The organism is Lentzea sp. (assembly GCF_036380075.1).
In the GTDB taxonomy this organism is placed as follows: domain Bacteria; phylum Actinomycetota; class Actinomycetes; order Mycobacteriales; family Pseudonocardiaceae; genus Lentzea.
In genome coordinates this window covers 1-20,257 of sequence record NZ_DASVFL010000207.1, presented here as the reverse complement: position 1 = coordinate 20,257, position 20,257 = coordinate 1, and the positions used below count along the sequence as shown (strand labels likewise).

The window sequence follows — 20,257 nt, the reverse complement described above, 5'->3', positions numbered from 1 at the left end:
GTTCGGGAACAACCGCGTTTTTGCACGTGTTGAACGGTCTGGCAAACTAAACGGTCGAGTCCGGCTCCGGTTCACCCGTTCACCAACTGGGACCCGGCGGCCATCCTTGAAAGGGACAAGATCTTGAAGACTGGAATCCACCCGGAGTACACCGCTACCGAGGTGACGTGCAGCTGTGGCAACAGCTTCACCACCCGCAGCACCACCTCGGCGTCCGAGGTCCGCGTCGAGATGTGCTCGAACTGCCACCCGTTCTACACGGGCAAGCAGCGCATCCTGGACACCGGCGGTCGCGTGGCGCGCTTCGAGGCGCGTTACGGCAAGCGCAACAAGTAGCTGCTTTCACGGCGCCTGACCTCGGCCTTCCGGCCGGGGCGGGCGCCGTCGCCGTTTCCAGGGAAAGTTCAACGAAAGCAGGAGAAGTGTCGCAGTCGCTGGACAGCTTGCTCGCCGAGTACGACGAGCTGGAGAAGAAGCTCGCGGACCCCTCCGTGCACGCTGACCAGGCGGGGGCGCGCAAGCTCGGCAAGCGGTACGCCCAGCTCGGGCCCATCGTGAAGACGGCGCGGGAGATCGAGCAGGCGCGCAACGACCTCGAGGCGGCCAAGGAGCTCGCGGCCGAGGACAGGTCGTTCCAGGAGGAGGTCGAGCAGATCGAGGAGCAGCTCCCGAAGCTCGAGGAGAAGCTCACCGAGCTGCTGCTGCCGCGTGACCCGCACGACTCGGACGACGTGCTGCTGGAGATCAAGTCCGGTGAGGGCGGCGAGGAGTCCGCCCTGTTCGCCGGCGACCTGCTGCGCATGTACACGCGGTACGCGGAGCGGCAGGGCTGGAAGGTCGAGATGCTCGACGGCACCGACTCCGACCTCGGCGGGTTCAAGGACGTCACGGTGGCCATCAAGGCCAAGGCGACGACCCCCGACGGCGTGTGGAGCCGGTTGAAGTGGGAGGGCGGCGTGCACCGCGTGCAGCGCGTGCCCGTCACCGAGTCGCAGGGGCGCATCCACACCTCCGCCGCCGGCGTCCTGGTCTTCCCGGAGACCGAGGAGACCGCCGAGGTCGAGATCGACGAGAAGGACCTGCGGATCGACGTCTACCGGTCGTCCGGCAAGGGCGGTCAGTCGGTCAACACCACCGACTCGGCCGTGCGCATCACGCACCTGCCGACCGGCATCGTCACCTCCTGCCAGAACGAGCGCAGCCAGCTGCAGAACAAGGCCCGCGCCATGCAGGTCCTCCAGAGCCGCCTCGTGGCGCTCGCCGAGGAGCAGAAGGCGCAGGAGCAGTCGGACGCCCGGCGCACCCAGATCCGCACCGTTGACAGGAGTGAACGGGTGCGGACCTACAACTTCCCCGAATCGCGCATCTCCGATCACCGGGTTGGGTACAAAGCGCATAACCTGGACCAGGTGCTCGACGGTGACCTGGACGCGGTGGTGGACGCACTCGCCGCCGCTGACCGGGCGGAACGGCTCGCAGGCGGGTAATCCGACGTGAGAAGGGGCGCGTTGTGGCCGAGATCCTGGTGAATCCTCAGAGCGCGCCCTCGGACCACCCGGTCGAAGTGCGGGTGGCCGGCCTCAAGCCCGGCCAGACGATCGTGGTCCAGCTCTCCACCGGCGACCGCGCGTCGCACGCGTGCTTCGAAGCCGACGACCGCGGGCTGGTCGACCTGACCCGGCACGCGCCCGTCGAGGGCAGCTACCGCGGCGTCGACCCGATGGGGTTGTTCTGGTCGCTGGAGCGCACCGGCGGCAAAGCCGGGCAGACCGTGCTGTCGGTCGAGGGCGTCGGCGACCGCGTGCTGGAGCGCCTCACCCTCCCCGAGGAGGTGGAGCGGCAGGAGGTCCGCGAGAACGGGCTGGTCGGCACCCTCTTCGCCCCTGAGGACGACGGAGGCGAGCTGCCGGGCGTGATCGTGCTCAGCGGCTCCGAAGGCGGCATCCACGAAGCTGACGCGGCTCTGCTGGCCGCGCACGGGTTCGTCACGTTCGCGCTGGGCTACTTCGGCATGAAGGGCCTGCCGGAGAACCTGGTCGACATCCCGCTGGAGTACTTCGGCAAGGCGATCGAGTACTTGTCCGAACGCGCGGGTGAAATCGGGGTCGTCGGCGGCTCGCGCGGCGGTGAGCTGGCGTTGCTGATCGGTTCGACGTTCTCGCAGGTCAAGGCCGTCGTCAGCGTGGTGGGCAGCGGCGTGGTGACGCAGGCCATCGGGCCCGGCGCGAACCTGCTGCAGAAGCTCTCGCACGAGGCGGCGTCGTGGACGCTCAAGGGCGAGCCGCTGCCGTACCTGCCCTACTACGTGAGCGAAGAGCTGCGGTCGAGGATCGTCAACGACGAACCGGTGCCGTTGCGGCTCGCGTTCGACCTGGAGGACGGCATCCCGCAGGAGGCCGAGATCCCCGTCGAGCGGATCCGCGGGGGTGTGTTGCTCATCTCGTCCGGGCAGGACGACGGGTGGCCCGGCGTCGAGCTGAGCGAGGTCGCGCTGCGCCGGCTGAAGGACCACGGCCACCGGTTCCCGCACGAGCACGTCGTGTATCCCGAGGCAGGACACCTGATCGCGGGCCCGCCGCACCGGCCGGCCGGCGACGTGACCTATCCGGGGCCCGGTGTCACCTTCTCGGGTGGTGGTGTTCCGCACGCCACCGCGCACGCGCGGGTGGACGCCTGGAAACGGACGGTTGAGTTCTTGCAGGAGCAGCTCGCCACCTAGGCTGTGTGCTCATGAGCGCACACTTTGATGTCGTCGTCGTGGGTGCGGGTCCCGGCGGGTACGTCGCCGCGATCCGTGCGGCTCAGCTCGGGCTGAAGACCGCCATCGTCGAGGAGAAGTACTGGGGCGGCGTCTGCCTGAACGTCGGCTGTATCCCGTCGAAGGCACTGCTGCGCAACGCCGAGCTGGCGCACCTCTTCACGCACGAGCAGAAGGCGTTCGGCATCAAGGTCGACGGCACCGTCAGCTTCGACTACAGCGCGGCGTGGCAGCGCAGCCGCAAGGTCGCGGACGGGCGCGTCAAGGGCGTGCACTTCCTGATGAAGAAGAACGGCATCACCGAGTTCAACGGGTGGGCCGACTTCACCGACGACCACACGCTGACCGTCGGGGACGAGACCGTCACCTTCGGCCACGCGATCATCGCCGTGGGCGCCACGACCAGGATGCTGCCGAACACGCAGAAGTCCGACCGCGTCGTGACCTACGAAGAGCAGATCATGACCGAGGACCTGCCCGAGTCGATCATCATCGCCGGTGCCGGCGCGATCGGCGTCGAGTTCGCCTACGTCATGCACAACTACGGCGTGAAGGTGACCATCGTCGAGTTCCTCGACCGGATGGTGCCGCTCGAGGACGAGGAGGTGTCCGCCGAGCTGTTCAAGCGCTACAAGAAGCTGGGCGTGGACGTCCGCCTCGGCACGCGCGTCGAGTCGATCGACGAGTCGGGTGAGAAGGTCCGCGTCACCGTGTCGAAGAACGGTGCCGAGGAGGTCCTGGAGGCCGACAAGGTCATGCAGGCCATCGGTTTCGTGCCGCGCGTCGAGGGCTACGGCCTGGAGAAGACCGGTGTGCGGCTGACCGAGCGCGGTGCCATCGACATCGACGGCCGCGGCCGCACCAACGTGCCGCACATCTTCGCGATCGGCGACGTCACCGCGAAGCTGATGCTCGCGCACACCGCCGAGTCCATGGGCATCATCGCCGCCGAGACCATCGCGGGCGCCGAGACCATGGAGCTCGACTACGTGATGATCCCGCGGGCCACGTTCTGCCAGCCGCAGATCGCGTCCTTCGGCTACACCGAGAAGCAGGCGCGCGAGAAGGGCTTCGACGTCCAGGTCTCGAAGTTCCCGTTCACCGCCAACGGCAAGGCGCACGGCCTGGCCGAGCCCGGCGGCTTCGTGAAGCTGATCAGCGACGGCCAGCACGGCGAGCTGCTCGGCGGCCACATCATCGGCCCCGAGGCGACCGAGCTGCTGCCCGAGCTCACGCTGGCGCAGCAGTGGGACCTCACCGTCCACGAGGTCGCGCGCAACGTCCACGCGCACCCGACGCTGTCGGAGGCCGTCAAGGAAGCGGTGCACGGCCTGGCCGGGCACATGATCAACTTCTGAGGTAGTTTCGGTCCTGATGATGAACCGGCAGCCGCTCCGCCTCGCCGTCTCCGAGGCGGCCAAGATCCTCGCCGAGGCGGGGGTCGACAGCCCGCGCGTCGACGCGGAGTACCTGGCCGCGCACGTGCTCGGCGTGGAACGGGGCAGGCTGCCGCTCATCCCGCTGGTCGACCCTCCGGTGGTCGACCAGCTGCACCGGCTGGTGCGGACACGGGCCTCGCGGATCCCGTTGCAGCACATCCTCGGCTGGGCGCCGATGGGGGCCATCACGGTCGAGGTCGGGCCCGGCGTGTTCGTGCCGCGGCCCGAGACCGAGCTGCTGATGGAGTGGGGCCTGAAGTCGCTGGTAGGCGTGGCGTCGCCGGTCGTGGTGGACCTGTGCACGGGAACGGGCGCGCTGGCGTTGTCGATCGCGGCCGCCCGGCCGGACGCGGTGGTGCACGCGGTCGAGATCGACCTGCAGGCGCTGTCGTGGACGCGCCGCAACGCCGACGCGCGGGTGGCCGCCGGTGACACGCCGATCCGGCTGCACTTCGGTGACGCCACCGACCCGGCGCTGCTGTCCGATCTGGACGGCCAGGTCGACCTGGTGGTGTGCAACCCGCCGTACGTCCCGGAGGGGACCCCTGTGCAGCCCGAGGTGGGCGAGCACGACCCGCACCGCGCGGTGTTCTCCGGCGCGGACGGCCTCGACGTGATCCGGCACGTGGTGTCGGCGGCGGCGCGGTGGCTCAAGTCCGGCGGCGCGGTGGGCATCGAGCACGACGACACGCAGGGCGAGTCCGTGCCGGCGCTGCTGTCGGCGCGCCGGGTGCTCGCGGACGTCGCCGACCACGCCGACCTGGCGGGACGGCCGCGCTTCGCCACCGCCCGCAAGGTCTAGCCCTTTTCTAGAACAGGGCGTCGAAGGCCTTCGCCAGTTCCCTCATCTGCTCGCCGAGACCCCGGTCCGCCAGCTTCTCCATGAGGTGGTCCGTGACGTCCCTGCGCGGTTGAGGCTTGCGCGCCTCGATCCGCAGGTCGTCCACCGCCTCGATGGTCGACGTCGGCGCCTGGGCGTCGTTGAGGTCCTCGCGCAGCTCGTCGAGCAGCCGCAGCACGGCGCTGACGTCCTGGATGTGTCCGATGTGGACGCCCGTCGATCTCGTGCGCCCGCTCGTGCTCACGTTGCTGCCGATCACCGGTCCCCGGATTCCGAATTTGCGATCACTCATGAGCGTTCCTCGGGCCTGCTGTCGTTGGTCGTCACCTGCGTGGTCCGGTTCGCGGGTCTCCCGCTCGCGGGCCCGCCGCCACTGCTCCGCCGCGCGCGCCCCGTGCAGCAGCGCCTGCTGGAGGTGCCGGCGCCGGCGGTCGCGCCCGTGGGCCTGCAGGGCGCTGAGGGCCGCGCGGTCGCGCTGGTGCTCGAGCCGGGCGCGCGCGGCCTGAGCCCGTGCGGCGTCCGCGCTGAGCCGCGCCCGCCGCGCGAGAGCCGAACCGGCCGGGTGGACTCCGTCGGGCACTCGCGAATGGCCGATTCCGCGAACTCCCTGCGGCGACCGGCTCCGCAGCGGTAGCGGATCCTGCCTCCGTGCACCGATCGGGAATCGATTCCCTTCGGTGCTGCCGGAGTTGGCATTGTCCTGTCCACTTTCTGTCATTGAATCTAGCACCTGTTGTTTGTGCTGGTCAGGGACGTGGTGAGACAGCGAACAACGCGCATTTCGCTCTATCCGTGCGCACCTTAGTCGGTCGAGATCGGAATGCGGTAGAGATGGTTGAAAATCGCATTGTCAATGCGCCGAAAGAGGGCAGCGGCCAGCCTTCTCGGACCTGTCCGTCTCGCTTGGGGCGCCCGGCACCCCGATCTGTAGGGCGGAGTTGCCAAAACCTGGCCAATAACGCGACGTCGATTCGCGTTGCGGCCGAACGGACGTAGGTTCGTGGTGGGGAGGGCACGCGGTCACGCGCTTCGAGGAACCGCCGCCTCGCGCGTGACCGCGTGTGCTCCTTCAGCGGGTCGTCAGAACGCGCCCGAGCTGCCGTGCCAGTCCCGCGTTGTCGGCCGGGCCTACGGTGAACCAGCCGGGACGCGCCGAGACGGTGGCGTAGCGCCCCTTGCGCGTGTCGACCCAGGTGACGGGCGGCAGTTCGCTGTCGTCGGTCTGGACGAGGAAGTGGCCGTGTCCGGTGGCCGGCCCGGTCAGCATCTGCTTGGCAAGCCGAACGTCTTCGCTTTCGGTGTCGCGCACCGCTTGCTTGAAGCCGTCCTGCTTCCGTGCCTCGAACGCCTCCGCGGGCACCGTCACCGCTTGGCCGGGGCCGGGCTGGTTCTCCGGCATCGCGCCGGCCAGTCTGGTCGCGATCTCGTTGGGCTGCACCAGGTTCAGCGTCACCTCAGTGCTCTTCTGCGTGAAGAGCACCGCGTGGTTTCCTCGTGCCACCACGCCGGCGCGGACGAGCTCGTCCTGGCACGTGTCCGGCATACATAGGGCGATGACGCGGAGTTCGTTGTGCGCCAACAGGTTCAGTGCGCCTTCGAGGTGCGGCTCCGGCCTGCCTCGCTCGACCAGCCCTTGCCGTTCGAGGTCCGCGTAGACCTGCGTTCTGATGCGTTCACGCTCGTCGAGCGTCTCGCCGTGGGTGTCGACGTCGAACGGGTAGGGGAGGCTGCCCGCCGCCACGTCCTCCCAGAGCACGTCGAACGCGGGCAGCGAGAGCCGGGCGATCGGCCTCATTCGCCGATCACCGAGGGCGCGACCATCCGGTCGTCGTCGAAGAACTCGTCGGTGGGCACGAGGTAGTTCGCCTTGTGCTCCTTGTCCTCCTCGCCCTTGGCCTGCCCGGCCGGTCCCACGCCTGCGCCGCCCGCCGCACCTGCTCGCCCGGCCGTTCCGGCGGCGCCTGCCGCTCCCGGGCCGCTCGTTCCCGTGACGCCTGCGCCACCGCCGGGGTTGGCGGGTCCGAAGGTGCCCGTGCCGCGGCCGCTGATCCCAGCTAGGCCTGCTGCCGCGCCGGGGTTTGGTCCTGGTCCGCGACCTGGGACGTTGGGTCCCGTTCCGCGACTGCCTGCTCTGCCGGACCCCGTTCCCAGACCGCCGGCGCCTGGGCTGACCGTTCCACGTCCGCTCGCTCCACCACGGCCAGCGGCCGCACCGCCGGGCGCGTTGATCGGGGGCCTGGCGCCGGGAGGAACCACGCCGGTCATCCCGGCCGGTTGACGGGTCTGGTTGCCGCCGGCCTGCGTCGTCTGGTTCGCCGCAGGGGCCACCCAGGCCGGGGTGGTCGTGCCGGTGCTGGACGGGATGCCCGACATCCCGGTGTTGGCGGGCGTTCGGAACGTGCTGACGTCGCTGAGACTCTGCGTGTGCGTGGTGTGGCTGGGCTGCACGACGTCCTGGTCCTTCGTGACCTCGGGCGTGGAGTCCATGGCGGGCATGGACTGAGCCGCCGACAACATCGCGGTGTCGCGCTGCTGCATGACCCGCACGGCTTCCTGCTTGGCTTCCTGCTTCTCGGCGTGCGTGGTGAACATCTCGACGGCCCCACCGATCATCGCGGGCGGCGCGATGACAGCGGCACCGGCCCACTTGCCCGCGATCTTCACCGGACTGAACTCGACAGGCGCGGGCATGCTGCGGTTGGCCCGCACCGCCGCATCCCTCTGCACCGCGATGGCACCCGCCGTGGCGTGGAACGCCGAACCCGTGTCGTCCGCGAACTTCCCGACCTTGGCGAGCGCCAGCCGAACTCCCTCGGCCGCCTCACCGCTCCACCCGCCGTGCGAGTCGTTCACGATCTTGTGGAAGTCGTGGGCCAACTCCCTGAACTTCGTCCCGAACTTCGTCCACGCGTCGATCACGTCGGTGGCGGCGTCCGGGTCGTAGTTCTGGACGGTCAGGTCCTTCATGTGCTCGTGTTCCTGAGCCGGGTAGTTCTCGGTGGAAGGCTGGACGGTGGGCTTGACGGGCGCCATTGAGATCCCCCTCGGGCGGCGTTACGGCAGCTTCTCGGCGACGAGAGTCGCGGCTTTCGTGGCGCGTTCACACGACGCGGCCGTGTCCTCGCGGCCACCGCTCAGGTTCGAGACGATCGACACCGAGGAGCTGTCGGAGACGGACAGGACGATGCTGCACGTGTCCGCGCTGCCGTCCTGGCCCTCGACCTTGGTCGCGGTGAACTTGCCGACCTGGACCTCGTACTTCTTGTTGCCGTCGAGCGTCAGGTCCTTGACGCCCCTGGTCGCGCGGACGCCGACCTGGACTCCGCCGTTGCCGCTGATGTTCCAGTCGCACGTGTCCGCGGAGCCGAGCTTCGCGGGCTCACCCGCACCGGTGATCTCCAGCTCCTTCGTCTCGGCGTCGGTCAGCAACTCACAGGGCTTGATAGAACCGAGGCCGGTCCTGGTCTCGGAGGCCGTCGTCGCGGTGCTGGTGTCCGGTTTCGCTTCGCCCACCGTGCCGGTGCAACCGGCGGACAACGCGGTGACGCCGAGCGCGGCGGCGAGCAGGGTGCGTTTCATGACTTCCCGTCGAGGTCCTTGAACGAGCTGGAATGTGCCTGATCGACGTTGAGGTAGGAGTCGCGGGCCTTCTCGATCTGCTCGCGGAGGGACTCGATCGCGAGTTCGACGTCCTCGAGGTGGTGGACGGCCGACCAGCCGAAGTCCTTGTTGACCTGGCTGATCGAGACGGCGTACCCACCACCGAGCTTGGTGTCCTGGCTGAGGGTGGTCGAGTTCCTCCGGATGTTGGTGAAGGCGTCCTGCATCTCGCGCAGCTTCTTGATCATGCTGTCGACGACGGCCGGGTCGACGGAGAACGTGCCTGCCCCCGTCGCCGCCGCCACCGCCCTGCTCGCCGCAGCGATGTCCGCCGCGCCGGCGCCGAGCACCGCCTGCACGGACCTGCCGGACAGGCTGCGAGCGGGCTTCCCCCAAGCCGTGGATTCCTCCGACACAGGAGCTCGACCTCCCCCGATTGCGCTCTGCGGTCGATCGGTGACCCTAACCGCCGTGCACCCGTTCGGAGCATCAGTTGAACTGCGCAACCCTGTTTGGACAGAAACTTCACCGGGTCGGTGCAGCCGGAAATCGCGCAGAGTGAGAACCGGGGCGCGCTCAACCGCAGGCCTTGCATCAGCCTGTCGGGGAGGCTGGCTAGGCTCTTCGAGGTGAGCACGGTCTACGACTGCAGCGAACCGGACAATCGCGCGGCGGGACTTGCCGCTGCCGCCGGCGCGGTGCGCAGCGGGCGACTCGTCGTCCTGCCCACCGACACCGTCTACGGGATCGGCTGCGACGCTTTCGACGCCGAAGCCGTCCGGAGTCTTCTCGACGCCAAGGGGCGCGGGCCCGACATGCCCGTGCCGGTGCTCGTCGGCTCCTGGACGACCATCGACGGGCTGGTCCTCAGCGTGCCCCGGCAGGCGCGGGCGCTCATCGAGGCGTTCTGGCCCGGTGGGCTCAGCATCGTGCTGCCGCACGCGCCGAGCCTCGCCTGGGACCTGGGGCAGACGCGCGGCACCGTCATGTTGCGCATGCCGCTGCACCCCGTCGCGCTCGAGCTGCTGCGCGACGTCGGTCCGATGGCCGTGTCCAGCGCCAACCGGACCGGGCACCCGCCGGCCGCCAGCGCGCAGGAGGCCCTCGACCAGCTCGGCGACGCCGTGCCGGTGTACCTGGACGGCGGGTTGAGCGGGGAGAACATCCCCTCGACCATCGTCGACCTCACCGGGCCCGACGCGCTGATCCTGCGCGAGGGCGCGGTCAGCAAGAAGGACGTCGACGAGGTGCTGGGCATCGAGGTGGACGTCGCGCGGTAGGACGCGGCTGCCAGAATTGATCATGACGCCGCGGGTACCGTGGCGAGCACCCCGAACCCCCGATTGATTGGTAGGCCCGTGGGGCCCGCATCCTCGTTCGTCCTTCCCGTGCGCGAGTACCTGCTCGTCGCGCTCATCGCCGCCGTCGTGACGTTCCTGCTCGTCGGCCTGGTGCGCGCGATGGCGTTCCGGCTCGGGGCGGTGGCCTATCCGCGGCAACGCGACGTGCACGTGCAGCCGATGCCGCGCATGGGCGGTGTCGCCATCTACGGCGGCGTGCTCTGCGGCATGTTCGTGGCGCACCAGCTGCCGGTGCTGCGGGCGGCGTTCGACTTCTCCAACGACCCGTGGGGCGTCATCGTCGCGGGCGGCGTCATCGTGCTCGTGGGCGCGATCGACGACAGGTTCGAGCTCGACTCGCTCACCAAGCTCGCGGGCCAGGTGACGGCGGCGGGCATCCTGGTGCTGTTCGGTCTGCAGTGGATGATCGCGTGGGTGCCGTGGGACGGCGGCGCGACCATCTCGCTGGACCAGAACCAGGGCGCGCTGCTGACCGTGCTGCTCGCGGTCACGATGATCAACGCGATGAACTTCGTCGACGGCCTCGACGGCCTGGCCGCCGGCATCGGCCTCATCGCCGCCGCGGCCACGTGCGCGTTCTCGATCGGCCTGCTCGTCCAGCGCCAGGGCGCCGTCGAGGCCTACCCGCCCGCGCTGATCGCCGCCACGCTCGCCGGCGCCTGCCTGGGCTTCCTGCCGCACAACTTCAACCCCGCGCGCATCTTCATGGGCGACTCGGGCTCCATGCTCATCGGCCTCATGCTCGCGGCCGCCACCACCAGCGCCTCCGGCAAGATCAACCAGGCCGACAACAGCGCAGCGGACCTGCTCGGTCTGCTCTCGCCGCTGATCGTCGTCGCCGCCGTGCTGTTCGTGCCGGTGCTGGACCTGCTGATGGCCATCATCCGCCGCACGCGCCGCGGCGAGAGCCCGTTCTCCCCGGACAAGATGCACCTGCACCACCGGTTGCTGGAGATCGGGCACTCGCAGCGCCGCGCCGTGCTGCTCATCTACTTGTGGGCGGGCGTGCTGGCGTTCGGCGCGGTGGCCCTGACGTTGTTCGACCCGATCATCGTGGCCACGTGCTTCGTCATCGGGCTGATCGTGACGTTCGTGGTGTCGGTGATCCCGCGCCTGCGGGAAGCCCGCAAGTCCTGACGAAAGTCAGACCGGGTTCTGCACGCAGGGGCGGCCGAGCAGCTTGAACGTGCCGTCGCTCTGCAGCGACCAGCCTTCCGCGCAGTGCTGCTGCCCGTCCGGGTAGCTGCGGCCGACGGGCACGTTCCAGACGTTGCCCGTGCTCCAGCGCTGAGTGGGGGAGACGGAGCTGTAGTCCGGGCCGTACACCTTGTAGAAACCGGTGAACCCGAGGTACGAGCTGAGCGAACTGACGGTGGCGTAGGTGTTGCGCACGTAGCCGCCTTCACCTCGCGCCGTGACGGAGATGCCGCCGCTCATCCCGCTTTCGTCCGCGTGGGCGGCCGGGGCCGCCATCAGGACAGCTGCAGTTGCGGCGGTCAGTGCGATCGAGGCAGTTCGAAAGGTGTTCATCGGTCCCCCGGCTCGTGGTCGTCAACGGGATCGACGCTAACTCTCCGTTGCGCCAAATCACCTACATGGGAAGTAGGCGAACGGAGTAGCGTCCTTCCTGGTTGACCGACTGGGGGGAACGACAGCCATGAAGAACTGCACGTTCGGCCTGCTCGGAGAACTCTCGATCGACGATGGCTCGGTCGTGCTCAAAGCGGGGAAACTGCGCGCCTTGCTGGCCGCGCTGCTGCTGCGAGCGGGACGACCGGTCTCGCAGACCGACCTCGTCGACCAGGTCTGGGACGAGCCGCCGTCGCGAGCGGGCTCGACCCTCCAGGTCTACGTCGTGCGGCTGAGACACGCGCTCGGCGGCGTCGGTTCGTCGATCTCCCGCAGCAGCACGGGCTATCGCATCGACGTGAACCCCGATCAGGTGGATCTGCACAGGTTCCGCGCCTCCGTGGCTCGACGAGATCCCGACGCCCGAACCGAGCTCGGGGACCTCCGCGAGGCGTTGTCGCTGTGGCGCGGCCCGGCGCTCGCCGACGTGACGACCGAGGCGCTGCGGTTCGAGGCCGACCGGCTGGACGAGGAACGGGTCGCCGCGGTCGAACGGAGGATCGAGCTGGAGATCGCGCTGGGTGCGCATCGCGAACTGGTGCCGGAACTGCGTTCCCTGACGAGGCGGCACCCGTTGCGCGAGCGGTTCGCCGAGTTCCTGATGCTGGCATTGCACAGGGGAGGGCGTTCGGCGGACGCCTTGGAGATCTATCGCGTTGTTCACCGGATGTTCGCCGACGAGTTGGGTGTGCGGCCGGGACGGCGGCTGGCAGAACTGAACGCGCAGATCCTCCGCGGCCGGGAAATCAGCGGCAAGGCGTTGTTTGGACCCGCTTAACCGCCGTTAACCCGGGGCTGCCCGCAGGGTGCTCCGCGGGAGTTCCTACACTTCGGGACATGAGCGACGCGGACAAGGCCGTCACGCACGAGCTGACCGTCCAGCGACTCGCCGGGGAAATGTTCCGCGAGGCCGCGTGGGCCGCGCTCGGCACGTTTGTCCTCGGCGTCGTCGTGTCAACGGTGATCTGGGGGACCGCTGGTCTCTTCGGATCATTGATCGGCGGTGCGATCGCCATCGGGTCGAGCCTCCTCACGCTGTTGTTGATGCGCAAGACGGCGGCACTCGACCCGATGTTCGTGATGGTCGCGGCACTCGGTGGATTCATGGGCAAGCTGATCGTGCTGCTGCTCGCGGTGATCCTGCTGCGCAACCAGCCGTGGCTCGAACCCAAGGCACTCGGAATCACCCTGGTGGCGACGGTGCTCGTGACGTCGTTCCTGGAGGCCAGAGCCTCCAAGCGCAGCCGTAGCCAGATGGTCGTCCCCGCCTCCGAAGGCGCCTAGACCTGCTGATATGGTCCGCGCAGACCAGGGACACCCGATCGCAGGGGTGCCTCTGGTAGTCGCTTGCGAACCGTAAGGTACGTTAAGTCCAGATCGTGACGATTCCCCCGGCGGAGTGAACGCCGGCCGGGAGAACCGGAAGGAACACAGTGACCAAGTTGCTGGCTTCGGGGAGTGAGTTCGTCGCTCCCGGTGTGAAGGACTTCTTCCTCCCGCCGATCTTCGGCTCGGTCACGAAGCCGATGGTCCTGCTGGTGCTGTCCATCGTGATCATCGCCGCTTTCTTCATCGCGGCGACCCGCAACCTGAAGGTCGTTCCCGGCAAGTTCCAGTTCGCCGCCGAGTCGGCTTACGACTTCGGGCGCAACAGCATCGCACGGGAGCAGATCGGCGCGAAGGACTTCAAGCCCTTCGTCCCGTTGATTCTCACGATCTTCTGCTTCGTCCTCGTGAACAACCTGTTCGGGCTCATCCCGATCATCCAGTTCCCGACGATGTCGCACATCGGCTTCCCGCTCGCCGTTTCGCTGCTCGTCGTTTACCCGGTGTACCACTTCGTCGGGTTCAAGCGGCACGGCTTCGTGGGCTACTTGAAGCACCAGACGGTTCCGCCGGGCGCGCCGTGGTTCGTGCTCCCGCTGCTGATCCCGATCGAGTTCTTCCAGAAGTTCATCCTGAACCCGCTCACGCTGGCGATCCGAGTTTTCGCGGCCATGTTCGCCGGACACCTGCTCCTGCTGGTGTTCACCCTGGCCGGTGAGTTCCTCCTGTTCAACGGTGGGATCACCGTCATCGTGGCGCCGGTGTCCTTCGCCTTCGCCATCGCGCTGACCTTCCTGGAGGCACTGATCATGTGCCTGCAGGCCTACATCTTCGCGCTGCTGTCTGCCAGCTACATCGGCATGGCGCTGGCAGAAGAGCACTGAGAAACAGCACAAAGCCTCCGATCCGCGAAAACTCGCGGACCGAGTTGGAAAGGGAACAGCAACAGTGAGCGCTCTCCAGATCGCCCAGGACGCCTTCAACGGAAACATCAACCCGGGTCTTGCGGCCATCGGTTACGGCCTCGCCGCGATCGGCCCCGGCATCGGCGTCGGTCTGATCTTCTCCTCGGTCATCAGCGGCACCGCCCGCCAGCCCGAGGCCCGCGGCGTGCTGCTCGGCCTCGCGTGGACCACCTTCGCCATCGTCGAGGTCCTCGCGCTGATCGGCTTCGTCGTGTACTTCATCGCGACCGCCGGCTGACCTAGCCCTTCAACGCGTTGGGAGATGTCGTGTACGACACCCTGATCCTGGCTGCGGGCGACGAGGTCAACCCCGTCATCCCGCACCCGGCAGAGATCATCCTCGGTCTCGTCGCGTTCCTGATCCTGCTCTTCGTCATCCAGAAGTTCGTGTCGCCGCGCTTCGAGGCGCTGTACGCGGAGCGGACGGCCAAGATCGAGGGTGGCATCGAGAAGGCTGAGCAGGCCCAGGCCGCGGCTCAGAAGACTCTCGAGCAGTACAAGGAGCAGCTGGCCGAGGCTCGCGCCGAGGCCGCGCGCATCCGCGACGACGCGCGGGCCGAGGGCCTGCAGATCGTCGAGGAGATGCGTGAGCAGGCGCAGGCCGAGTCCGCGCGCATCGTCGCGCAGGGCCAGCACCAGCTGGACGCCCAGCGCGCCCAGATCGTCGCGGAGCTGCGCGCCGACCTCGGCCGCACCGCCGTCGAGCTGGCGAGCAAGGTCGTGGGCGAGTCCCTCGAGGACGAGTCCCGCCGCCGCGGCACCGTCGACCGCTTCCTCAACGAGCTGGACGCCGTCGCGGCGCCGGCGAGCAAGTAGAGGCTGCCGATGACGTTGCATGCCGCAAGTCGTGAAGCTCTGGCAGCCGCGGAACTGCGGCTGCTGGAGCTCGCCGACGCGACCACGTCGACGAACGACCTCGCCGAGCTCGGCGAGGAGCTCTTCGCCGTGCTCGGTCTGCTGATCGAGCAGCGGACGCTGCGCGGCGCGCTCGCCGACGCCTCGTCCGACTCCGCGAGCCGCGAGCAGCTGCTCCGCGGTCTGTTCGCGGGCAAGGTGAGCGACGCGACGCTGCAGGTGCTGGCCGCCGTGGTGACCGCGCGCTGGTCCAGCCCCCGCGAGCTCGTCGACGGTGTCGAGTCGCTCGCCCGCACCGCGCTGCTGGTGCGTGCCGAGCGCGACGGACAGCTCGACTCGACCGAGGACGAGCTCTTCCGCCTCGGCCGCATCGTCGCCGGTTCGAACGAGCTCGAGCTGCTGCTGGCGGACCCCGCCGGTGACGCCGCCGGCAAGGTCGCGCTGGTCGACTCCCTGATCCAGGGGAAGGTCAGCCCGGTCACCAAGACGCTGGTGGACCAGCTGGTTCGCAACCCGCGCGGTGTGCGCGTGGCGGACGGGCTCTCCGAGCTCGCCGACCTGGCGGCCAAGCGCCGTCAGCGTTCCGTCGCGCACGTCCGGTCCGCGGTGGAGCTGACCGCGGAGCAGGTCGACCGCTTGACCGCGACGCTGACCACGATCTACTCGCGCCCGATCGCTCTGCACGTCGAGGTCGACCCCGCACTGCGCGGCGGCCTCACGATCAAGATCGGCGACGAGATCATCGACGGAAGCATCGCCGGCCGGTTGGCGGCACTGCGCCGCAATCTCGCCAGCTAGCCCCCGAGCCCTTTCCCAAGAACGAAGAAGTGAGAGCAGGAACGACATGGCGGAGCTGACGATCTCGTCGGACGAGATCCGCAGTGCGATCGAGAAGTACGTCTCGAGCTACTCCCCGGAGGTCAGCCGGGAAGAGGTCGGTACCGTCTCCGAGACCTACGACGGCATCGCCATCGTCGAGGGCCTTCCGGGCACGATGACCAACGAGCTGCTCGAGTTCCCCGGTGGCGTCCTCGGCGTCGCCCTGAACCTCGAGGTCCGCGAGATCGGTGCGGTCATCCTCGGTGACTTCGACAAGATCGAAGAGGGCCAGGAAGTCCGCCGGACCGGCAAGGTCCTGTCGGTGCCGGTCGGCGACGGCTTCCTCGGCCGCGTCGTCAACCCGCTGGGCACGCCGATCGACGGCCTCGGCGACATCGTCGCCGACGACAACCGCGCCCTGGAGCTGCAGGCCGCCACCGTGCTGCAGCGCCAGCCGGTGTCCGAGCCGATGCAGACCGGCATCAAGGCGATCGACGCGATGACCCCGATCGGTCGCGGCCAGCGCCAGCTGATCATCGGTGACCGCAAGACCGGCAAGACCGCGGTCTGCATCGACACGATCATCAACCAGAAGAAGGCCTGGGAGTCGGGCGACCCCAAGCAGCAGGTCCGCTGCGTGTACGTCGCCATCGGCCAGAAGGGCTCCACCATCGCGGGCGTCAAGGCCGCGCTGGAGGAGGCGGGCGCGCTCGAGTACACGACGATCGTCGCCGCCCCGGCTTCCGACTCGGCCGGCTTCAAGTGGCTGGCGCCGTACACCGGCTCCGCCATCGGCCAGCACTGGATGTACGAGGGCAAGCACGTCCTCATCATCTTCGACGACCTGACCAAGCAGGCCGAGGCGTACCGCGCCATCTCCCTGCTGCTGCGCCGCCCGCCGGGCCGCGAGGCCTACCCCGGCGACGTCTTCTACTTGCACTCGCGTCTCCTCGAGCGTTGCGCGAAGCTGTCGGACGAGCTCGGCGGCGGTTCGATGACGGGTCTGCCGATCATCGAGACCAAGGCGAACGACGTGTCGGCGTACATCCCGACCAACGTCATCTCGATCACCGACGGTCAGTGCTTCCTCGAGTCCGACCTCTTCAACGCCGGTGTCCGCCCGGCCGTCAACGTGGGTATCTCCGTGTCCCGCGTCGGTGGTGCCGCGCAGATCAAGGCCATGAAGGACGTCGCCGGCTCGCTGCGCCTCGACCTGTCGCAGTTCCGCGAGCTGGAGGCCTTCTCCGCGTTCGCGTCCGACCTCGACGCCGCCTCGCGCGCCCAGCTGGACCGCGGTGCCCGTCTGGTCGAGCTGCTCAAGCAGGGCCAGTACTCGCCGGTCGCCGTCGAGGAGCAGGTCGTCGAGATCTTCGCCGCGACCAAGGGCCACCTGGACGACGTGCCCGTCGGCGACATCCGCCGCTTCGTGGCCGACTTCAAGGACTCGCTGCGCCGGAACCACGCGGACCTGCTGGGCTCGATCGTCGAGACCAAGAAGTTCCCCGAGGACGCGCAGAAGCGGGTCGCGGACGCCATCGCCGACTTCAAGAAGCAGTTCACCGCTTCCGACGGTTCGACGATCGTGAACGAGGCCCCGGCCAAGGCTCTGGACGCCGACAAGGTCGGCCAGGAGTCGGTGAAGGTCGCCAAGCCCGAGCCGACCAAGAAGTGATCTGAGCCATGGGCGCACAGATTCGGGAGCTCCGCCAACGGATCCGAACGGTCAACTCGACCAAGAAGATCACGAAGGCCTACGAGCTCATCGCGACGTCTCGCCTCGCGAAGGCGCAGACCAGGGTCGCGGCCTCCCGGCCGTACGCGGACGAGATCACGAACGTCCTCTCCGCGTTGGCCGAGGCCTCGGCGAACCTCGACCACCCGCTGCTGACGGAGCGCACGAACCCGAAGCGCGCCGCGGTGCTGGTGATCACGAGCGACAAGGGCATGTGCGGCGGCTACAACGCCAACGTGCTCAAGGCGGCGGAGTCGCTGATCTCGCTGCTGAAGTCCGAGGGCAAGGAGCCTGTGCTCTACGTCCTCGGCCGCAAGGGCGTCGGCTACTACACGTTCCGCCGTCGGACGATCGCCGGTTCGTGGACCGGCTTCTCCCAGGCGCCGCAGTACGTGAACGCCGTCGAGGCGGGCGACGCGGTCGTGGAGGCGTTCCTCGCGGGCAGCGACGACCAGGGTGACAACCCCGGTCCGGACGGCGTGCTGGGCGTGGACGAGGTCCACGTCGTGTACACCGAGTTCAAGTCGATGCTGAGCCAGACGCCGACCGCCAAGCGGATCGCTCCGATGGAGGTCGAGTACACCGGCGAGACCCCCAAGGGTCCTCGCGCGGTGTACGACTTCGAGCCCAGCGCGGAAGCGCTGCTCGGCGCGATGCTGCCCAAGTACATCAAGACGCGCCTGTTCTCCGCGCTGCTGGAGGCCGCCGCATCCGAGTCCGCCGCGCGCCGGACGGCCATGAAGGCCGCCACGGACAACGCGACCGAGCTCGTGCGCAACCTCAGCCGGGCGGCGAACTCGGCCCGTCAGGCCCAGATCACCCAGGAGATCAGCGAGATCGTCGGTGGCGCCTCCGCGCTTACCGGTGGCGCAGGAAGTGATGACTGACATGAGTGCTGCTACTGCCACCACCACCCGCACCGGCCGTGTGGTCCGGGTGATCGGTGCGGTCGTCGACGTGGAGTTCCCGCGCGACGCCGTGCCCGAGCTGTTCAACGCCTGCCACACCGAGATCACGTTCGAGGCGGTCGCCAAGACGCTGACCCTCGAGGTCGCGCAGCACCTCGGCGACAACCTGGTCCGCTGCATCTCGATGCAGCCGACCGACGGTCTCGTCCGCGGCGCCACCGTCACCGACTCCGGTGCCGCGATCTCGGTGCCCGTCGGCGACGTCGTCAAGGGCCACGTCTTCAACGCGCTCGGTGACTGCCTCGACCAGCCCGGCCTCGGCCGCGACGGCGAGCAGTGGGGCATCCACCGCAAGGCGCCCGCCTTCGACCAGCTCGAGGGCAAGACCGAGATCCTCGAGACCGGCATCAAGGTCATCGACCTGCTCACCCCGTACGTCAAGGGCGGCAAGATCGGCCTGTTCGGCGGCGCGGGTGTCGGCAAGACCGTGACGATGCTCGAGCTGATCAACAACATCGCCACCAAGCACGGCGGGCAGTCGGTGTTCGCCGGCGTGGGCGAACGTACGCGGGAAGGCAATGATTTCTATCACGAGATGATCGAGGCCGACGTCATCAAGAAAGACAACCTCACCGAGTCGAAAGTGTCCATGGTGTTCGGCCAGATGAACGAACCGCCGGGCAACCGCCTGCGCGTCGGCTTGAGCGGCCTCACCATGGCTGAAGCGTTCCGCGACGAAGGGCGCGACATCCTGCTGTTCATCGACAACATCTACCGGTTCACCCTGGCGGGGACCGAAGTGTCTGCGTTGCTGGGGCGCATGCCTTCGGCGGTGGGCTATCAGCCGACGCTGGCCGAGGAGATGGGTAAGCTGCAGGAACGCATCACGTCCACCAAGACCGGCTCGATTACGTCGATCCAGGCAGTGTACGTTCCGGCGGACGACCTGACCGACCCGTCACCGGCGACGACCTTCGGCCACCTCGACGCCACGGTCGTGCTGTCGCGCGACATCGCCGCCCTAGGCATCTATCCGGCGGTCGACCCGCTCGATTCCACCTCGCGCCAGGTCGATCCGAACACCATCGGCGAGGACCACTACACGACGACGCGCGCCGTGCAGGCGACGCTGCAGCGCTACAAGGAGCTGCGTGACATCATCGCGATCCTCGGCATGGACGAGCTGTCGCCGGAGGACAAGCTCGCGGTGGCGCGCGCTCGCAAGATCCAGCGCTTCCTGTCGCAGCCGTTCACAGTGGCGCAGAACTTCACTGGCACGCCTGGCAAGTACGTCGCGTTGAAAGATACGATCAAGGGCTTCAAGATGATCGTGAACGGCGAGTGCGACGCGCTTCCCGAGCAGGCGTTCTACATGGTCGGCGAGATCGAAGAAGCCGTCGAAAAAGCGAAGACGCTGAAATAGGCTCGAGCCGGGACGATGGCAGTCACGACCATCCATGTAGACGTCGTCAGCGCCGAGGAGTCGATCTTCTCCGGCGAAGCGGAGTTCGTCGTCCTGCCGGGCGAAGCAGGCGAGCTCGGCATCTATCCACGGCACACGCCGCTGATTACCCGCGTCAAGCCCGGCTCGGTGCGCATCAAGGTGGCGGGCGAAACCGAGGAGCAGCTCATCTTCGTGGCCGGCGGAATTCTCGAAGTCCAGCCGCACATGATCACCGTGCTCGCCGACACTGCGATCCGAGGTCGCGATCTCGACGAGGCGAAGGCGCTCGAGGCGCTGCAGCGGGCCGAAGAAGCGCGCCGCAACGCCACGGGCAAGCAAGAGATCGCGACGGTCGAAGGAGAGCTTGCCACGCTGGCCGCCCAACTCGCCGCCATCCGGCGGCTGCGCAAGAAGTAACCACACGACGATCGTTCTGGTCGGCTCGTCGTTCGCGGCGCCGGTCAAACATTGCTTCCAGTATCACGCTGCCGCGCTGGTCGCGCCTTATTGGGCCGGCCAACCGCAACGGCGTTGACAAGCACCGCGCAAGCCCATAGCCTCAAATTGCATGACGCCGCCT

At 68.2% G+C, this 20,257-nt stretch carries 23 protein-coding genes; 17 read left to right on the top strand and 6 right to left on the bottom strand.

Annotated elements, in window-relative coordinates; genetic code table 11:
• Positions 1-123 precede the first annotated feature (123 nt).
• The 5 genes from rpmE (at position 124) to prmC (ending at position 4,999) form a co-directional block, all read left to right on the top strand.
• Positions 124-336 (top strand): 50S ribosomal protein L31, encoded by a 213-nt coding sequence (gene rpmE / locus VF330_RS22490; RefSeq protein WP_330853619.1) that lies wholly within the window; start codon positions 124-126, stop codon positions 334-336.
• 86 nt (positions 337-422) lie between these two features.
• A complete protein-coding gene (prfA, locus tag VF330_RS22485; RefSeq protein ID WP_330853618.1) occupies positions 423-1,487 on the top strand; it encodes a peptide chain release factor 1 in 1,065 nt (354 codons plus the stop codon).
• Between the two features lie 23 nt (positions 1,488-1,510).
• Positions 1,511-2,719, top strand: a complete 1,209-nt coding sequence (locus VF330_RS22480) for an acyl-CoA thioesterase/bile acid-CoA:amino acid N-acyltransferase family protein (protein WP_330853617.1) — start codon at positions 1,511-1,513, stop codon at positions 2,717-2,719.
• An 11-nt stretch (positions 2,720-2,730) separates the two neighbouring features.
• Complete coding sequence (lpdA, locus tag VF330_RS22475) at positions 2,731-4,116, top strand: dihydrolipoyl dehydrogenase (RefSeq protein WP_330853616.1); 1,386 nt, start codon at positions 2,731-2,733, stop codon at positions 4,114-4,116.
• Positions 4,117-4,135: 19 nt separating this feature from the next.
• Positions 4,136-4,999: a peptide chain release factor N(5)-glutamine methyltransferase gene (gene prmC / locus VF330_RS22470; RefSeq protein ID WP_330853648.1), complete on the top strand. Its 864-nt coding sequence runs from the start codon at positions 4,136-4,138 to the stop codon at positions 4,997-4,999.
• 7 nt (positions 5,000-5,006) lie between these two features.
• On the opposite strand, the gene VF330_RS22465 is transcribed toward prmC, so the two are convergent.
• From VF330_RS22465 to VF330_RS22445, 5 genes are all read right to left on the bottom strand, one after another.
• A complete protein-coding gene (locus tag VF330_RS22465; protein WP_330853615.1) occupies positions 5,007-5,618 on the bottom strand; it encodes a hypothetical protein in 612 nt (203 codons plus the stop codon).
• Between the two features lie 489 nt (positions 5,619-6,107).
• Positions 6,108-6,833, bottom strand: coding sequence for an ESX secretion-associated protein EspG (locus tag VF330_RS22460; RefSeq protein ID WP_330853614.1), 726 nt, complete (start codon positions 6,831-6,833; stop codon positions 6,108-6,110).
• On the bottom strand, positions 6,830-8,071 hold the full coding sequence (locus VF330_RS22455) for a hypothetical protein (protein WP_330853613.1): 1,242 nt from the start codon (positions 8,069-8,071) through the stop codon (positions 6,830-6,832). The genes VF330_RS22460 and VF330_RS22455 overlap by 4 nt, the downstream gene beginning before the upstream one ends.
• Positions 8,072-8,092: 21 nt before the next feature.
• The gene (locus VF330_RS22450) at positions 8,093-8,617 is read right to left on the bottom strand and encodes a DUF3558 family protein (protein ID WP_330853612.1); all 525 of its coding nucleotides are present in this window, start codon (positions 8,615-8,617) and stop codon (positions 8,093-8,095) included.
• Positions 8,614-9,054 (bottom strand): hypothetical protein, encoded by a 441-nt coding sequence (locus VF330_RS22445; RefSeq protein ID WP_330853611.1) that lies wholly within the window; start codon positions 9,052-9,054, stop codon positions 8,614-8,616. The genes VF330_RS22450 and VF330_RS22445 overlap by 4 nt, the downstream gene beginning before the upstream one ends.
• Before the next feature lie 213 nt (positions 9,055-9,267).
• Between VF330_RS22445 and VF330_RS22440 the strand changes: the two genes are divergently transcribed.
• Both VF330_RS22440 and VF330_RS22435 read left to right on the top strand, forming a co-directional pair.
• Positions 9,268-9,918, top strand: coding sequence for an L-threonylcarbamoyladenylate synthase (locus tag VF330_RS22440; RefSeq protein ID WP_330853610.1), 651 nt, complete (start codon positions 9,268-9,270; stop codon positions 9,916-9,918).
• Positions 9,919-9,996: 78 nt separating this feature from the next.
• Positions 9,997-11,136 (top strand): MraY family glycosyltransferase, encoded by a 1,140-nt coding sequence (locus VF330_RS22435; RefSeq protein WP_330853609.1) that lies wholly within the window; start codon positions 9,997-9,999, stop codon positions 11,134-11,136.
• A 6-nt stretch (positions 11,137-11,142) separates the two neighbouring features.
• Here the strand turns inward: VF330_RS22435 and VF330_RS22430 are convergent, their stop codons facing one another.
• Positions 11,143-11,472: a hypothetical protein gene (locus VF330_RS22430; protein WP_330853608.1), complete on the bottom strand. Its 330-nt coding sequence runs from the start codon at positions 11,470-11,472 to the stop codon at positions 11,143-11,145.
• Between the two features lie 184 nt (positions 11,473-11,656).
• On the opposite strand from VF330_RS22430, the gene VF330_RS22425 reads away from it, so the two are divergent.
• The 10 genes from VF330_RS22425 to VF330_RS22380 all read left to right on the top strand — a co-directional run bounded on the left by VF330_RS22425 (position 11,657) and on the right by VF330_RS22380 (position 20,094).
• Positions 11,657-12,406, top strand: a complete 750-nt coding sequence (locus VF330_RS22425) for an AfsR/SARP family transcriptional regulator (RefSeq protein WP_330853607.1) — start codon at positions 11,657-11,659, stop codon at positions 12,404-12,406.
• A 59-nt stretch (positions 12,407-12,465) separates the two neighbouring features.
• The gene (locus tag VF330_RS22420) at positions 12,466-12,912 is read left to right on the top strand and encodes a hypothetical protein (protein WP_330853606.1); all 447 of its coding nucleotides are present in this window, start codon (positions 12,466-12,468) and stop codon (positions 12,910-12,912) included.
• 149 nt (positions 12,913-13,061) lie between these two features.
• Positions 13,062-13,838: a F0F1 ATP synthase subunit A gene (atpB, locus tag VF330_RS22415; RefSeq protein WP_330853605.1), complete on the top strand. Its 777-nt coding sequence runs from the start codon at positions 13,062-13,064 to the stop codon at positions 13,836-13,838.
• A gap of 64 nt (positions 13,839-13,902) precedes the next feature.
• Positions 13,903-14,157 carry an ATP F0F1 synthase subunit C gene (locus tag VF330_RS22410; protein ID WP_330853604.1) on the top strand — a complete coding sequence of 85 codons (255 nt, stop codon included), beginning with the start codon at positions 13,903-13,905 and terminating at the stop codon, positions 14,155-14,157.
• A gap of 29 nt (positions 14,158-14,186) precedes the next feature.
• Positions 14,187-14,735, top strand: a complete 549-nt coding sequence (locus tag VF330_RS22405; protein WP_414675425.1) for a F0F1 ATP synthase subunit B — start codon at positions 14,187-14,189, stop codon at positions 14,733-14,735.
• 3 nt (positions 14,736-14,738) lie between these two features.
• On the top strand, positions 14,739-15,572 hold the full coding sequence (locus tag VF330_RS22400) for a F0F1 ATP synthase subunit delta (RefSeq protein ID WP_330853646.1): 834 nt from the start codon (positions 14,739-14,741) through the stop codon (positions 15,570-15,572).
• A 46-nt stretch (positions 15,573-15,618) separates the two neighbouring features.
• Positions 15,619-17,265, top strand: a complete 1,647-nt coding sequence (atpA, locus tag VF330_RS22395; protein WP_330853603.1) for a F0F1 ATP synthase subunit alpha — start codon at positions 15,619-15,621, stop codon at positions 17,263-17,265.
• Between the two features lie 8 nt (positions 17,266-17,273).
• Positions 17,274-18,212, top strand: coding sequence for a F0F1 ATP synthase subunit gamma (locus VF330_RS22390; RefSeq protein WP_330853602.1), 939 nt, complete (start codon positions 17,274-17,276; stop codon positions 18,210-18,212).
• 1 nt (position 18,213) lies between these two features.
• Positions 18,214-19,656, top strand: a complete 1,443-nt coding sequence (gene atpD / locus VF330_RS22385) for a F0F1 ATP synthase subunit beta (protein ID WP_330853645.1) — start codon at positions 18,214-18,216, stop codon at positions 19,654-19,656.
• Positions 19,657-19,671: 15 nt separating this feature from the next.
• Positions 19,672-20,094, top strand: coding sequence for a F0F1 ATP synthase subunit epsilon (locus tag VF330_RS22380; RefSeq protein ID WP_330853601.1), 423 nt, complete (start codon positions 19,672-19,674; stop codon positions 20,092-20,094).
• Positions 20,095-20,257 lie beyond the last annotated feature (163 nt).

What these genes read in the sequence shown, in the direction of transcription:
- lpdA (WP_330853616.1), top strand. Translation starts at nt 2,731, where the DNA reads ATGAGCGCACACTTTGATGTCGTCGTCGTGGGTGCGGGTCCCGGCGGG.
- prmC (WP_330853648.1), top strand. Translation starts at nt 4,136, where the DNA reads ATGAACCGGCAGCCGCTCCGCCTCGCCGTCTCCGAGGCGGCCAAGATC.
- VF330_RS22460 (WP_330853614.1), bottom strand. Translation starts at nt 6,833, where the DNA reads ATGAGGCCGATCGCCCGGCTCTCGCTGCCCGCGTTCGACGTGCTCTGG.
- VF330_RS22455 (WP_330853613.1), bottom strand. Translation starts at nt 8,071, where the DNA reads ATGGCGCCCGTCAAGCCCACCGTCCAGCCTTCCACCGAGAACTACCCG.
- VF330_RS22450 (WP_330853612.1), bottom strand. Translation starts at nt 8,617, where the DNA reads ATGAAACGCACCCTGCTCGCCGCCGCGCTCGGCGTCACCGCGTTGTCC.
- VF330_RS22430 (WP_330853608.1), bottom strand. Translation starts at nt 11,472, where the DNA reads ATGGCGGCCCCGGCCGCCCACGCGGACGAAAGCGGGATGAGCGGCGGC.
- VF330_RS22425 (WP_330853607.1), top strand. Translation starts at nt 11,657, where the DNA reads ATGAAGAACTGCACGTTCGGCCTGCTCGGAGAACTCTCGATCGACGAT.
- VF330_RS22420 (WP_330853606.1), top strand. Translation starts at nt 12,466, where the DNA reads ATGAGCGACGCGGACAAGGCCGTCACGCACGAGCTGACCGTCCAGCGA.
- atpA (WP_330853603.1), top strand. Translation starts at nt 15,619, where the DNA reads ATGGCGGAGCTGACGATCTCGTCGGACGAGATCCGCAGTGCGATCGAG.
- VF330_RS22390 (WP_330853602.1), top strand. Translation starts at nt 17,274, where the DNA reads ATGGGCGCACAGATTCGGGAGCTCCGCCAACGGATCCGAACGGTCAAC.
- atpD (WP_330853645.1), top strand. Translation starts at nt 18,214, where the DNA reads ATGAGTGCTGCTACTGCCACCACCACCCGCACCGGCCGTGTGGTCCGG.
- VF330_RS22380 (WP_330853601.1), top strand. Translation starts at nt 19,672, where the DNA reads ATGGCAGTCACGACCATCCATGTAGACGTCGTCAGCGCCGAGGAGTCG.